15 protein-coding genes are annotated in these 12,897 nt (G+C 62.7%); 12 read left to right on the top strand and 3 right to left on the bottom strand.

The window, feature by feature from the left end:
• The first annotated feature begins 136 nt into the window (after positions 1-136).
• Complete coding sequence (locus tag C7I87_RS13905) at positions 137-1,831, top strand: SulP family inorganic anion transporter (protein ID WP_373424701.1); 1,695 nt, start codon at positions 137-139, stop codon at positions 1,829-1,831.
• Positions 1,828-2,448 carry a ParB-like protein gene (locus C7I87_RS13900; protein ID WP_149904755.1) on the top strand — a complete coding sequence of 207 codons (621 nt, stop codon included), beginning with the start codon at positions 1,828-1,830 and terminating at the stop codon, positions 2,446-2,448. Before C7I87_RS13905 ends, C7I87_RS13900 begins: the two co-directional genes overlap by 4 nt.
• Before the next feature lie 23 nt (positions 2,449-2,471).
• Here C7I87_RS13900 and C7I87_RS13895 read toward each other — a convergent pair whose 3' ends face one another.
• Positions 2,472-3,302: a helix-turn-helix transcriptional regulator gene (locus C7I87_RS13895; RefSeq protein WP_149904754.1), complete on the bottom strand. Its 831-nt coding sequence runs from the start codon at positions 3,300-3,302 to the stop codon at positions 2,472-2,474.
• An 85-nt stretch (positions 3,303-3,387) separates the two neighbouring features.
• On the opposite strand from C7I87_RS13895, the gene C7I87_RS13890 reads away from it, so the two are divergent.
• From C7I87_RS13890 to C7I87_RS13880, 3 genes are all read left to right on the top strand, one after another.
• Positions 3,388-3,921 carry a hypothetical protein gene (locus tag C7I87_RS13890; RefSeq protein WP_149904753.1) on the top strand — a complete coding sequence of 178 codons (534 nt, stop codon included), beginning with the start codon at positions 3,388-3,390 and terminating at the stop codon, positions 3,919-3,921.
• A 201-nt stretch (positions 3,922-4,122) separates the two neighbouring features.
• Positions 4,123-4,536 carry a hypothetical protein gene (locus tag C7I87_RS13885; protein ID WP_210250633.1) on the top strand — a complete coding sequence of 138 codons (414 nt, stop codon included), beginning with the start codon at positions 4,123-4,125 and terminating at the stop codon, positions 4,534-4,536.
• Between the two features lie 122 nt (positions 4,537-4,658).
• Positions 4,659-5,288 (top strand): MarC family protein, encoded by a 630-nt coding sequence (locus C7I87_RS13880; protein WP_149904752.1) that lies wholly within the window; start codon positions 4,659-4,661, stop codon positions 5,286-5,288.
• 16 nt (positions 5,289-5,304) lie between these two features.
• Here C7I87_RS13880 and C7I87_RS13875 read toward each other — a convergent pair whose 3' ends face one another.
• The gene (locus C7I87_RS13875) at positions 5,305-5,730 is read right to left on the bottom strand and encodes an OsmC family protein (protein WP_149904751.1); all 426 of its coding nucleotides are present in this window, start codon (positions 5,728-5,730) and stop codon (positions 5,305-5,307) included.
• A 128-nt stretch (positions 5,731-5,858) separates the two neighbouring features.
• On the bottom strand, positions 5,859-6,383 hold the full coding sequence (locus C7I87_RS13870) for a single-stranded DNA-binding protein (RefSeq protein ID WP_023773877.1): 525 nt from the start codon (positions 6,381-6,383) through the stop codon (positions 5,859-5,861).
• A gap of 226 nt (positions 6,384-6,609) precedes the next feature.
• Between C7I87_RS13870 and C7I87_RS13865 the strand changes: the two genes are divergently transcribed.
• From C7I87_RS13865 to C7I87_RS13835, 7 genes are all read left to right on the top strand, one after another.
• Positions 6,610-6,924 carry an ArsR/SmtB family transcription factor gene (locus C7I87_RS13865; protein ID WP_149904750.1) on the top strand — a complete coding sequence of 105 codons (315 nt, stop codon included), beginning with the start codon at positions 6,610-6,612 and terminating at the stop codon, positions 6,922-6,924.
• The gene (locus C7I87_RS13860) at positions 6,921-7,379 is read left to right on the top strand and encodes an SRPBCC family protein (RefSeq protein ID WP_149904749.1); all 459 of its coding nucleotides are present in this window, start codon (positions 6,921-6,923) and stop codon (positions 7,377-7,379) included. Before C7I87_RS13865 ends, C7I87_RS13860 begins: the two co-directional genes overlap by 4 nt.
• Positions 7,380-7,401: 22 nt before the next feature.
• Positions 7,402-8,007 (top strand): ATP-dependent Clp protease proteolytic subunit, encoded by a 606-nt coding sequence (locus C7I87_RS13855; RefSeq protein ID WP_149904748.1) that lies wholly within the window; start codon positions 7,402-7,404, stop codon positions 8,005-8,007.
• Positions 8,008-8,096: 89 nt separating this feature from the next.
• The gene (locus tag C7I87_RS13850) at positions 8,097-8,396 is read left to right on the top strand and encodes a hypothetical protein (protein ID WP_149904917.1); all 300 of its coding nucleotides are present in this window, start codon (positions 8,097-8,099) and stop codon (positions 8,394-8,396) included.
• 697 nt (positions 8,397-9,093) lie between these two features.
• A complete protein-coding gene (uvrA, locus tag C7I87_RS13845) occupies positions 9,094-12,015 on the top strand; it encodes an excinuclease ABC subunit UvrA (protein WP_149904747.1) in 2,922 nt (973 codons plus the stop codon).
• The gene (locus C7I87_RS13840) at positions 12,015-12,425 is read left to right on the top strand and encodes a DUF302 domain-containing protein (protein ID WP_188393837.1); all 411 of its coding nucleotides are present in this window, start codon (positions 12,015-12,017) and stop codon (positions 12,423-12,425) included. Before uvrA ends, C7I87_RS13840 begins: the two co-directional genes overlap by 1 nt.
• On the top strand, positions 12,422-12,886 hold the full coding sequence (locus tag C7I87_RS13835) for a GNAT family N-acetyltransferase (protein ID WP_149904745.1): 465 nt from the start codon (positions 12,422-12,424) through the stop codon (positions 12,884-12,886). Before C7I87_RS13840 ends, C7I87_RS13835 begins: the two co-directional genes overlap by 4 nt.
• The last annotated feature ends 11 nt before the right edge of the window (positions 12,887-12,897 follow it).

The following is a 12,897-nucleotide window of genomic DNA, read 5'->3' as shown; positions in this document are numbered from 1 at the left end:
ACTTTTCCGGTGTCATTTTTAGTGGTAATTTCAAAAGGATACCGCTAATTGCGACGATATGGCCGTTACGCTTTTCGCCGCCAGCAAGGCAAAAGCCGGCAATGGACCAACTCCCCAAGCAAAAGCCGCGATCACCATGAATTGGAGCTCATGGCTGCCTTTGCGGGCGCTGCACGGTTGGACGCCCCGGGATTTCAATGGCGATCTGATCGCGGGCGTGACACTGGCCGCGATCGCCATTCCCGAGCAGATGGCGACAGCCAGGCTCGGCGGCTTTGCGCCCGAAGTCGGCTTCTTCGCCTTTGTCGCCGGTTCGGTGGCGTTTGCGCTGTTCGGCGCCAATCGCCACCTTTCGGCCGGCGCGGATTCGACCATCACGCCTTTGTTTGCCGGCAGCCTCGCGCTGCTCGCCACCGCTGGATCGCCACATTATCTGGCGCTGGCGGCCACACTGGCGCTGCTGGTCGGGCTGATCGTGATGCTGAGCGGCGTCTTTCGCCTCGGCTGGATTGCCGACCTGCTCTCGGTGCCGGTCACGACGGGCTTTCTGGCCGGCATTGCCGTCCATATCATCGTGTCGCAATTGCCCGGACTGCTCGGCCTGCCGGCGGAAAGCGGCGAAACCGTGCGGCGCATCGGCGAGATCGCCGGCAGCCTCCATCTCACCAACCCCTGGAGCCTGACGCTCGGTCTTGGGGTATTCGCAATCGTGTTGCTTTCCGAGCGTATCAGCGCCCGCATCCCCGGCGCGCTGATCGGCATGGTGCTTGCCACCGTCGCAGTCGCCGTGTTCGGCCTCAAGGATCGTGGTGTCGAGGTGCTTGGCGCCTTGCCGAATGGCCTGCCACGGGCAGGGTCGCCACTGGCCGGCATCGACGACATGCAGGCGCTCGTTCCGCTGGCATTGCTGATCGCCATCGTCGTCATGGTGCAGACGGCCGCCACCTCCCGTTCCTTCGCCCCGCAAGGCGACGCGCCCGACGTCAATCGCGATTTCGTCGGTGTCGGCGCCGGCAGCATCGCGTCCAGCCTGTTTGGCGCCTTCGCCGTCAACGCCAGCCCACCACGCACGGCAATCGTCTCCCAATCGGGCGGCCGCTCGCAACTCTCGAGCCTCATTGCAGCGGCTATCGTTCTAGCCCTCGGCGCCTTTGGCGGCGGTCTGCTCGCCGATGTTCCGCAGGCTGCCCTCGCCGGAGTTCTGATGTTCGTCGCCCAGCACATCCTGCGCTGGAAGGTGTTCGCCAATGTCTACCGGCAGGCGCCAGTCGAATTCGTGTTGATCCTCATCACCATGGCGGCCATCGTCGTGCTGCCCATCGAAACCGGCGTGGCGGTCGGCATCGGCCTGTCGCTGCTGCATGGAATCTGGAGCGCGACCCGGACGCTGCCGATCGAGCTGGAACAAGTGCCGGGAACTTCCGTCTGGTGGCCGCCGGGCAAGTCGAGCACTGGCAAGCAACTCCCCGGCGTGCTGGTCGCGGCGTTCCAGGCGCCACTGTCCTTCGTCAATGCCGACCGTTTCAAGCGCGGCTTTTGTGATCTGGTCGACGCTGGCAAGGGCGATGTGAAGCTCGTCGTGCTGGAGGCCAGTAACATTGTCGAGATCGACTACACCGCCGCCCAGGCATTGATCGAAACCATCACCCATTGCCGCAATGCGGGCGCAATATTCGCCATTGCTCGGATGGAATCGGTGCGTGCCCAGGCAGCCCTTGCGCGGTTTGGCATCATCGATCTCGTCGGCCCGCAGCGGATCTTCCACAGTGTCGATGCAGCCGTCAGGGCTCTGCATTCCGGTCCGCCGGAAAACCAGGAGAGTACACCATGATCGTCCCGAGAGAGCCGCTGGTGACCCCGGTTCCCGTCAAGGAACTGCGACCAACACAGATTACCGTAGGGATGCGCGAGGTGGACCTCAAACGCCAGTTGATCCGCTCACAGAGCGCCGCAAAGACAGGCGCCTTTCTGGGTAAGCATATGATCCCGGTCGTGTTGGGTCCCAAACAACGCAACTACGTCACCGATCACCATCATCTTGCCCGCGCCCTGATCGAGGAAGGTGTCAAGGATGTGCTCGTGACGGTGATCAGCGACCTGTCGGCGCTGGACAAGGACGCGTTCCTTTTCATGCTCGACAACCGTGGCTGGATGCACCCATTCGATGAAAACGGCCAGCGCCGCGACTATGCCGCCCTGCCCAAGACCATCGGCGAACTGGTCGATGACCCCTACCGGAGCATGGCGGGCGAACTGCGCCGGCTGGGCGGTTACGCCAAGGACACCACCCCGTTCAGCGAATTCCTGTGGGCGGATTTCCTGCGCCGGCGCATCGACAGGAGTGCGGTCGCGAAAAACTTCGACAAGGCGATGACGGATGCGCTCGTGCTGGCCAAGGGCAAGGACGCCGACTATCTGCCCGGCTGGTGCGGGCCGACCATGGACTGATGCCGCCGTGATGACGCACTTTTTCAGCGGCCGCCCGCGCGCTTGGCACGATACCGGCCTGGCGCCTCCCCCATGACCCACCGAAACCGGCGATTGAAGGTCGACAGATCGTTGAAGCCGGCTTCGAAGGCAATCGCCGAGATTGCATCGTTCGACGTGTGCAATCGCACCGCCGCGCGATGCAACCGCGTCCTGAGCAGGTACTGATAGGGCGTCATGCCGGCAACCTGCCGAAAGGTGCGCAGGAAATGATAGGGACTGGTCGAGGTCTCGTCCGCCAACGCCGGAAGCGTGATCGGCCCGTCGGCATCCAGTTCGATCCGCCGCACCGCCTGGGCGATCCTCTTCTGATCGCGGCGGCTTGGGTCGCGCCCGGCATGCGTGACGCCGGAGATCGTGGCCACGGCGGCACCCGCGATGCGCAGGGCGAGTTCCTCGAAGGCGTCCGCGTCGGCCATGTCGCGCGCGGCTTCCGCCTCGGCCAGCAGCGGTGCCAAGGCCGGCAATGGCGGCAGGCGTGGCGCCGTGAAGGTGAGCGTCCTGGCGCCCGGCACATCGGCCACGATCCGGTCCATATAGGCCGGCCCGAAATGAAAAGAGAGGCAACGGTCGCCGCCGCCGTGCTCGTGCCCGCATTCGTAGCACGTGCCGGAATTGCCGAGCAGGAGGCTGCCTGGCGCGAGCATTGCCGTGCCTTGCTGCGCGCGGTAGCGGAACGTGCCGCTGGTGACCGCCGCGACGCAAAAATCCCGATGCGTTTCCTCGAACGGCCGATCGCCGGCGCTTGCCGTGCAGATCACGTCCGCCACCTGCCAGCCAGGTCCGGATGCAAGGATATTCGCCGTCGCCGTCATGGCCGAAATATAGCAATTTTTCCCAAGCCCTGAACCCCGCCAGCGCCTATTCCTCGCGGTCTCCTGACAAGAAGAGACCGCAGACATGTTCGACCAATCCTCATTTGCCGAGGCCTTGCACAGTCCCGGACCGATCGAAGAGTTTGCCGAAAAACTGAACCTTTACGGCCGCTTCGTCGGCGCCTGGACGTTTGACGCCTCGCGCCATCTCGAAGACGGCACGCTGCTGACCGGCCGTGGCGAGGTGCATTTCGACTGGGTGCTGGAAGGCCGCGCCGTCCAGGATGTCTGGATCCTGCCCGCCCGCGACGCCGGCCCCTCGCCATCGCTCGGCAAATGGACCTTTTACGGCACGACATTGCGGGTCTATGACCCCGGCGTCGACGCCTGGCACATCTTCTGGAGCGATCCGCGCAACCAGTATTTCAGCCGCCAGCTCGGCCGCGCCGAAGGCGACACCATCGTGCAGGTCGGGGCCGATGACACGGGCTCCTCGGTGCGCTGGAGCTTTTCTCGGATCACCGAGAATTCCTTCCGCTGGCTTGGCGAGCGCTCGCACGACGGTGCGGACTGGCACCTCGAAGTCGAGTTCCTGGCGCGCCGCCAATCTGCAAGATGACCTCCAAAGCATTGTAAGAATGGAGAAAAACATGTTCGATCATGTCTCGATCGGTATCCGCGACGCCCAATGTGCCAGATGCGAAAAGGCCTCGTGACTATGGCGATTTCTTCGTTTCTCACCGCTCTCGGATCCGAAGCTCCCCCAGCCGACCGAGCGAAAGACATGGACCTGTATGGATGGCTGATCGGAAGCTGGGAAATGGACACGGTCCGCCACCTTGACGATGGCACAATCCAGAAGTGGACTGGAGAATGCCATTTCGGCTGGGTGCTCGAAGGCCGCGCGATTCAGGATATCTGGATCAGGCCAAGGCGCCCTGCGCGGTCCACTATGTATGGCACGACTTTGCGCATCTTCGATCCTCGGATCGGTGGCTGGCACATCATCTGGAATGATCCGCTCAACCAAGATTACTCGCGCCAGATCGGGCGGGCCGAGGGTAAGGACATTGTCCAGATCGGCGATGACTCGCGCGGTCTGCAAACTCGATGGCGTTTCACCGAGATCACGGCCAACAGCTTCCATTGGATCGGCGAGGAAAGACCTTCCGAGAACGACCCTTGGCAAATCACCTATGAACATTTAGCCCACCGAACAAAGCGCGTCGCCTGAATCCATTTCGACGCGACGCGCCATACCGCATCGAAGTCTCCAGCCCTCTGACAGTTCCCACCGACCGGGCTTTGCTCTACCAATGTCGGAGTGCGGGCCCAGCCCGGCGGGAGGGGTCAGCGATGCCGAGCTTCGACAGCCTGTTCAATGCCTTCGTTACCATTCTCGTGACCATCGACCCGCCCGGCCTGGCGCCTCTGTTCCTGGCCGTGACACGCGGCATGAACCGCGACGAGCGCCAGCAGGTTTCCGTGCGCGCCTCGATCATCGGTTTCCTGGTGATGGCGCTGTTCGCTGTCGCGGGCGCCTCGATTCTGTCGGTGTTCGGCATCACGCTGCCCGCCTTCCGCGTCGCCGGCGGGTTTTTGCTGTTTTTCATCGCCTTCGAAATGGTCTTCGAACGCCGGCAGGACCGCAAGGAGAAGATCGGCGACGTCGCCATCACCAAGGACATGATCCACAACATCGCCGCCTTCCCGCTGGCGATCCCGCTGATCGCAGGGCCCGGCGCGATCTCAGCGACGGTGCTGCTCTCCGGCTCGTTTCAGGGTTTTGCCGCTCAGGCGGCCCTGGTCGGCATCATTTTCGTCTGCCTGGTCATAACCTATCTGGTGTTCGTGCTGTCGGAACGCATCGACCGCATCCTCGGCCAGACCGGCCGCTCGATCCTGACCCGCCTGCTCGGCGTCATCCTGGCGGCACTGGCCGTGCAGTTCGTGGCGGATGGTATCAAGGCGCTGATGGCGGGTTGAGCGGTACCCTACGGCCCTACTTCGCCGTCGTATCGACGATCTCGAAATCATGCGTAAGCGTGGCCGTCTTGGCCATCATGGCGGAAGCCGAGCAGTATTTGTCGATCGACAGATCGATCGCGCGCGCGACCTTGTCACGCGACAGTGCGCGGCCCTTGACGATGAAATGCATGTGGATGCGGGTGAACACCTTCGGGTCGGTCTCGGCACGGTCGGCGTCGAGTTCGACCACGCAGTCCTCGACCGCCTCGCGGCCCTTTTCGAGGATATGGACGACGTCATAGGCAGAGCAGCCGCCAGTGCCGATCAGCACCAGCTCCATCGGGCTCGGTCCCGGCGTCCTGCCTTCCGGGCTGGACGCCGTGCCCAGCACGACCTTGTGGCCGCTGCCGGACTCGCCGACGAAAGTGCGTTCCTCGACCCATTTTACCCGTGCCTTCATCGCCCTGTCCTTTCAATCCCTTGATCGAGTTGGCGTCAGCTCAATCGACAATGCAAAACCCCGAAAGTCCATGCAGGACCCCCGGGGCATATCAAGCACAAGCATTCGCCGTTTGGTATGGCTTCCGATCAGAACGGAATTTCGTCGTCCAGCTCGCGCGACGAACCGCCGCCACCGCCGCCCCTAGGGGCGTTGCCGCCACCGCGGTTGAACCCCTCGTTCGGGCTCGACTGGCCGAAATCGGAACCGCGGCTGCTGCCGCCACCGCTGTAGCCGCCGACCTGGCCGCCCTCACCCTGGCCGCGCGCGTCGAGCATCTGCAGCTCGCCACGGAATTTCTGCAGCACGACTTCGGTCGTGTATTTGTCGGCTCCGGTCTGGTCCTGCCATTTGCGCGTCTGCAACTGGCCCTCGACATAAACCTTCATGCCCTTCTTCAGATATTGCTCTGCCACCTTGGCGATGCCTTCATTGAAAATGACGACGTTATGCCACTCGGTCTTTTCCTTGCGCTCGCCGGAATTCTTGTCGCGCCAGCTTTCCGACGTGGCGATGCGGATGTTGACGACCGGCTCGCCGGAATTCAATCGGCGGATTTCAGGGTCCGCGCCGAGATTGCCGACCAGAATGACCTTATTGACGCTACCCGCCATGATATTTCTCCGCGCTCATCCGAAACAAATTTTTGTCGCAGCACCTTACAGGCTACGAACGTCAGCCGCCTGCCAAGGCTGGCTTTTCCCACAAGGTTTTTGTTCCCTTTTCGTTCCTATATGCACTGCCGCTGATTGTCAAGGAATGGCAGCAATGCCTGAAGGCTGCATATGGGTTTCAAAACAGCGCTTGCCAAATCAATAAGTATTGACTTATGCTTTTGCCATGATCGAAGCAGAGATTTTCCGTGCCCTGGCCGACCCGACGCGCCGCACCGTCTTCGAGCGTCTCGCGACGAGCGAGATGAGCGTGTCGGAACTTCGCAGCGGCCTGACTGTGTCGCAGCCGGCCGTCTCCCAGCACTTGGCGGTGCTGCGCGGTGCCGGTCTCGTGGTCGAGCGGCGGGCCGGCCGCAACGCCTATTACCGCGCCGATCCGCGGGGACTTGCCCCGCTGCTCTCCTGGATCGAACGCTATCGGACGTTCTGGCCGGAACGCATAGAAAGGCTGAAGGCCGTTTTGAAGGACATGGATCAATGAAGAGCCAACACGAAGTCGCCCCGGATGCGCTCGAATTCGAATACGACCTTGCCGAGCCGCCGGAAAAGGTTTGGCGGGCGCTGACCGTGCCGGAATTGCTCGCCGCCTGGATGATGCCGAACGACATCAGGCCGCAGGCCGGCAGCCGCTTTGCTTTCGCCGGGCCTGAGGCGGTGATCGAATGCGAGATCCTCGACGCCGAGCCCGAGCGCCTGCTGCGCTATTCCTGGCGCGAGCAGTCGGACGATGCGGCGCACCCGCTCGACAGCACCGTCACCTTCACGCTCGCCCGTACCGTTTCCGGCGGCACGCATCTGCGCATCATCCATGACGGGTTTGCCCGCAAGACGATGCCTGCCGTTGCCATGGCGGGCGCCGGCTGCCGGCTTTCGCTGCGCGGAGCCGGAAAGCCTATCGCCGCGAACACACCACACCTTCTGCTGCGCGCGGCCTGAACACGGAAAATCGGAGAAGAAAATGAGCGGTGTTGCCAGTCTTGTGCCTATGGTGATCGAGCAATCGAGCCGCGGCGAACGTGCCTTCGACATTTTTTCGCGGCTGCTGCGCGAGCGCATCGTCTTCATCAACGGCGAGATCAATGACGACGTCTCGGCGCTGGTCAGCGCGCAGCTTTTGTCGCTGGAGTCGGACAATCCCGAGAAGGAAATCTCGCTCTACATCAACTCGCCCGGCGGCATGGTGACCAGCGGCTTCGCCATCTACGACACGATGCAGTATATCAGTTGCCCGGTGTCGACCGTGTGCATGGGCTTTGCCGCATCGATGGGATCGTTCCTGCTGATGGCTGGGACGGCCGGGCGCCGCATCGCCCTGCCGAACGCCACCATCCTGCTGCATCAGCCGCTGGGCGGCTTCCAGGGCCAGGCTTCCGACATCCAGCGGCACGCCGAACGCATCGGGCAGACCAAGCGCCACATGACCGAACTCTACGCCCAGCATTGCGGCCGCAGCTATGAAGAGGTCGAACGCACGCTCGACCGCGACCATTTCATGACGGCTCGCGAGGCACAGGCGTGGGGCATTGTCGACCATGTTTTCGACACCCGCAAAAAGGCGGCGTAAGGCAGAGCTCAGGTCAAATCCTGCCAAGTGTCGAAGATTTGACGATGCCCAGTCTGGTTCCGGTGGCGGCAGGTCCCTATAACAGGAGCATGACCGACACTCATCGATCCGGAACATCGCACCGTGTCACAGCCGCCATGGTGCTCGCCGTCGTCGGCCTTGTGTCCAAGCCGGCGCTTGCCGACGATGCCTCGTCGGCGGCGCAAAAAAGCGCTCTGCCCGGCGTGACCGGCGACTATCGCATCGCCAAGCCTGCGCCACAGCCCGAACCCGACGACGCGCTCCCCAACGGCGAAAACGGCACGTTCAAGATCGGCAATACCGATGTCAGGATTTCCGGTAGCATCACGATCGACGCTGCCACGGATGGGTTCAAGCCTCGGCGGTAAGCTGCCTCCGCCAGCTCAGCCATTCCCAAAAAACAGCCCCGCCGTGCCTTGGGGGCAAACGGACGGGGCTTTTTCTGGATTTTTAATCCATTTTTGCCGGGAGTGTACTGCCGGCGTTTGATTTCGGATGCTTCGCGGCATTCAGCCGACGATCCGACCAATAGTCTCTGATTTTTAGGGATACGGCAGGTCACGGTTTGTCGGGTGGCGCAAACGCCTACCTCTGGCACTTATGCCTGCCGCGGCTCCAGTGACAACTGAAGCCCTGGGGGACTATCCGGTGGCGTCATGCTCCGCTCCTTTGTCCGTTGCGACATAGTCGTCGTGGCGAAGCGCAAATCGCTAATGCCTGCGGCGTCTCGCAGGCCGCCTTGGGGCGGCGAGGCCATCGAAAGACGGCCAGCTTCGCTGACCTCTGGAGACTGCCCCCCTGCGCCGGCCACGTCAACCATCAATAGCCGGTTACGGAAAAATGTGATCGCCGGGAGGTTACGTCAGGGTCAGTTTCCGCACAGCTTTGTCAGGAGCGTGTTCGGCCTTTGTTCTTTCCGCTTGCCCCTTCGCGCGAAAGACGGTTAAACGACTTCTGTCGGGAATTGTGGCGTCTCTCGACGTGGCGGCAAAAAGACCTACATAGGGGATGGCTGGGAAAATCCCGCCGATCCCACGAATTCCAGATCTGAGGCGGCGACCGGCGATGGCCGACCATAAATTCCTTTCCATTCGCGGGGCGCGCGAACACAATCTGAAGAATGTCGATCTCGACCTGCCGCGTGACAGCCTGATCGTCATGACCGGCCTGTCGGGCTCCGGCAAATCGTCGCTGGCCTTCGACACCATCTATGCCGAAGGCCAGCGGCGCTATGTCGAGAGCCTCTCGGCCTATGCACGGCAATTCCTCGAAATGATGCAGAAGCCGGATGTCGACCAGATCGACGGCCTGTCGCCCGCGATCTCCATCGAGCAGAAGACCACCTCGAAGAACCCGCGTTCGACGGTTGGTACCGTCACCGAGATCTACGACTATATGCGGCTTCTGTTTGCCCGGGTCGGCGTGCCCTATTCGCCGGCCACAGGCCTGCCGATCGAGAGCCAGACGGTCAGCCAGATGGTCGACCGGGTACTGGCGGTCGAGGAAGGCACGCGCCTGTTCCTGCTGGCGCCCATCGTGCGCGGCCGCAAGGGCGAATACCGCAAGGAACTGCTGGAGTTGCAGAAGAAAGGGTTCCAGCGCGTCAAAGTCGACGGCATCTTCTATGAAATCGCTGATGTGCCGGCGCTGGACAAGAAATACAAGCACGACATCGACGTCGTCGTCGACCGCATCGTCGTGCGCGGCGATCTTGCCACAAGGCTTGCCGACTCCATCGAGACGGCGCTGAAGCTGGCCGAGGGGCTGGCGGTGGCCGAGTTCGCCGACAGGCCGCTCGATGCCAGCCAGACCGGCGAGGATTCCGTCAACAAATCCAAGAACGAGACGCATGAGCGCATCCTGTTCTCGGAAAAATTCGCTTGTCCGGTCTCCGGCTTCACCATTCCCGAGATCGAACCCAGGCTGTTTTCTTTCAACAACCCGTTCGGCGCCTGCCCGACCTGCGACGGTCTCGGCAGCCAGCGCGCCATCGACCCCAATCTCGTCGTGCCGGACGAGAACGTGTCGTTGCGCGACGGCGCCGTCAGCCCCTGGGCGAAATCGACGTCGCCCTATTATTCGCAGACGCTCGAGGCGTTGGGCAAGGCGTACGACTTCAAGCTCGGCGACAAGTTCAAGGATCTTTCGGCGCAAGCCCAGGACGCGATCCTGCGCGGTACCGGCGAGCGCGAAATCACCTTCCAGTATGATGACGGCTTGCGCTCCTACAAGACGACCAAGACTTTTGAAGGCGTGATCCCCAATCTCGAGCGCCGCTGGAAAGAGACCGAATCCGCCTGGATGCGCGAGGAGATCGAGCGCTTCATGTCGGCAACGCCCTGCCCGGTTTGCAAGGGCTACCGGCTGAAGCCGGAAGCGCTGGCGGTGAAGATCGCCGGCAAGCACATTGGCGAGGTCACGGAACAGTCGATCCGCAACGCCGACAAATGGTTCACCGACCTGCCAGCACAACTCAACGACAAGCAGAACGAGATCGCTGTCCGCGTGCTCAAGGAAATCCGCGAGCGGCTGCGCTTCCTCAACGATGTCGGGCTTGACTATCTCACTTTGTCGCGCAATTCCGGCACGCTGTCGGGTGGCGAAAGCCAGCGCATCCGGCTGGCCTCGCAGATCGGCTCCGGCCTCACCGGCGTGCTCTACGTGCTGGACGAGCCGTCGATCGGACTGCACCAGCGCGACAACACCCGCCTGCTCGACACGCTCAAGCATCTGCGCGACATCGGCAACACCGTGATCGTCGTCGAGCATGACGAAGACGCAATCCTGCATGCCGACTATGTCGTCGACATGGGTCCGGCGGCAGGCATCCATGGCGGAGAGATCATCGCCCAGGGCACGCCGCAGCAGGTGATGGCCAACCCCAATTCGATCACCGGCAAATATCTGTCGGGCGCGTTGGAAGTCGCGACGCCAGCCATTCGCCGCGAGGCCAAGAAGAACCGGCGGCTGAAGATCGTCGGCGCGCGCGGCAACAATCTGAAGAACGTCACCGCCGAAATCCCGCTTGGCACCTTCACCGCCGTCACCGGCGTCTCGGGCGGCGGCAAGTCGACCTTCCTGATCGAAACGCTGTTCAAGGCGGCCTCGCGCCGCATTATGGGCTCGCGCGAACATCCGGCCGAACATGACCGCATCGAGGGGCTTGAATTCCTCGACAAGGTCATCGACATCGACCAGTCGCCCATCGGGCGGACCCCGCGTTCGAACCCGGCCACCTACACCGGCGCCTTCACGCCGATCCGCGACTGGTTCGCCGGTCTCCCCGAAGCGAAGGCGCGCGGTTATCAGCCAGGCCGCTTCTCTTTCAACGTCAAGGGCGGCCGCTGCGAGGCCTGCCAGGGCGACGGCGTCATCAAGATCGAGATGCACTTCCTGCCCGACGTCTACGTCACCTGCGACGTCTGCCACGGCAAGCGCTACAACCGGGAGACGCTCGACGTGCTGTTCAAGGGCAGGTCGATCGCCGACGTGCTCGACATGACGGTCGAGGAAGGCGTCGATTTCTTCGCCGCTGTGCCTGGTGTGCGCGACAAGCTCGAGACACTGAAGCAGGTCGGCCTCGGCTATATCCACATCGGCCAGCAGGCGACGACGCTGTCGGGCGGCGAAGCGCAGCGCATCAAGCTGGCCAAGGAACTGTCGCGCAAGGCGACCGGCAAGACGCTCTACATCCTGGATGAGCCGACGACAGGCCTGCACTTCCACGACGTCGCCAAGCTGCTGGAAGTGCTGCACGAACTGGTCGATCAGGGCAATACGGTGGTCGTCATCGAGCACAATCTCGAGGTGATAAAAACCGCCGACTGGGTGCTCGACCTCGGCCCCGAAGGCGGCGACGGCGGCGGCGAACTGGTCGCCCAGGGCACGCCGGAAGCGATCGTGCGGGAGAAGCGCAGCTACACCGGCCAGTTCCTCAAGGAGCTTCTGGAGCGGCGCCCCGGAGGCAAGCGCGAAGCGGCCGAGTGATGGCGAACAACGGCCTCATTTCGCTTCACAGCCGCTTCGGCGTGACCGAGACCATCGATCGGCTGGCTGAAACTGTCGCTCGCGCTGGACTGTGCGTGTTCGCGCGCATCGACCACGCGGCCGGCGCGCGCGATGTCGGCGCGTCACTGCGGCCGACCGAACTGCTGATTTTCGGCAACCCAAAAGGCGGCACACCGCTGATGCAGGACCAACAGCTTGCAGGCATCGACCTGCCGGTGAAGGCACTGGCCTGGGAGGATCAAGAAGGCAAGGTGTGGCTGTCCTACAATGATGCGTATTGGCTGGCTGAACGCCACGGACTCGGCAGTGCTAGCCGCGATGCTGTCACTGCAATTGCCGCCGGCATGGAAAAGGTGATAGCGGCCGCTGCCGGGATGGAGCAATCATGAGGCTTGCCCGTCCCGAAGATCTCGCCGCGATCGTCGCGCTGACGCAGGCGGCCTATGCTCCCTACAATGCGATACTCGACGCGCCACCGATCCCGGTTACCGAGGACTACTCGCCACGCATCGCCCTAGGCGAGGTCTGGCTGCTGGAGAGTGGCGGCGCGCTGGCCGGACTGATCACACTGGAGCGCCACTCCGACCACGTGATGATCTTCTCCGTCGCGGTCGCCCCCGGCTTCCAGGGCAAGGGATTTGGCATGGCGCTGCTCAATCACGCCGATGAACAGGCGCGTCTATGGGATTTGCCGGAGGTGCGGCTCTACACCAACGCCAAGATGGAACGGAACATCGCGCTCTACACCGCCTATGGCTACCGTGAAACGGGTCGGCGGCCCAATCCCTATCGGCCAGGGTGGATACTGGTTGACATGGCCAAACCGCTCGACAGGTCCACCACGGCCTGATCGCTTTTAGA

The sequence above is a fragment of the Mesorhizobium sp. SARCC-RB16n genome (assembly GCF_008520305.1).
Taxonomy (GTDB): Bacteria; Pseudomonadota; Alphaproteobacteria; order Rhizobiales; family Rhizobiaceae; genus Mesorhizobium.
The sequence above is the reverse complement of the archived record's forward strand: the minus strand, read 5'-3'. Positions and strand labels throughout refer to the sequence as shown.

Coding starts and splice junctions, on each gene's coding strand:
- C7I87_RS13840 (WP_188393837.1), top strand. CDS start 12,015: ATGGCGAACAACGGCCTCATTTCGCTTCACAGCCGCTTCGGCGTGACC.
- C7I87_RS13865 (WP_149904750.1), top strand. CDS start 6,610: ATGATCGAAGCAGAGATTTTCCGTGCCCTGGCCGACCCGACGCGCCGC.
- C7I87_RS13860 (WP_149904749.1), top strand. CDS start 6,921: ATGAAGAGCCAACACGAAGTCGCCCCGGATGCGCTCGAATTCGAATAC.
- C7I87_RS13885 (WP_210250633.1), top strand. CDS start 4,123: ATGGACACGGTCCGCCACCTTGACGATGGCACAATCCAGAAGTGGACT.
- uvrA (WP_149904747.1), top strand. CDS start 9,094: ATGGCCGACCATAAATTCCTTTCCATTCGCGGGGCGCGCGAACACAAT.
- C7I87_RS13875 (WP_149904751.1), bottom strand. CDS start 5,730: ATGAAGGCACGGGTAAAATGGGTCGAGGAACGCACTTTCGTCGGCGAG.
- C7I87_RS13890 (WP_149904753.1), top strand. CDS start 3,388: ATGTTCGACCAATCCTCATTTGCCGAGGCCTTGCACAGTCCCGGACCG.
- C7I87_RS13905 (WP_373424701.1), top strand. CDS start 137: ATGAATTGGAGCTCATGGCTGCCTTTGCGGGCGCTGCACGGTTGGACG.
- C7I87_RS13900 (WP_149904755.1), top strand. CDS start 1,828: ATGATCGTCCCGAGAGAGCCGCTGGTGACCCCGGTTCCCGTCAAGGAA.
- C7I87_RS13895 (WP_149904754.1), bottom strand. CDS start 3,302: ATGACGGCGACGGCGAATATCCTTGCATCCGGACCTGGCTGGCAGGTG.
- C7I87_RS13855 (WP_149904748.1), top strand. CDS start 7,402: ATGAGCGGTGTTGCCAGTCTTGTGCCTATGGTGATCGAGCAATCGAGC.
- C7I87_RS13880 (WP_149904752.1), top strand. CDS start 4,659: ATGCCGAGCTTCGACAGCCTGTTCAATGCCTTCGTTACCATTCTCGTG.
- C7I87_RS13870 (WP_023773877.1), bottom strand. CDS start 6,383: ATGGCGGGTAGCGTCAATAAGGTCATTCTGGTCGGCAATCTCGGCGCG.
- C7I87_RS13835 (WP_149904745.1), top strand. CDS start 12,422: ATGAGGCTTGCCCGTCCCGAAGATCTCGCCGCGATCGTCGCGCTGACG.
- C7I87_RS13850 (WP_149904917.1), top strand. CDS start 8,097: ATGACCGACACTCATCGATCCGGAACATCGCACCGTGTCACAGCCGCC.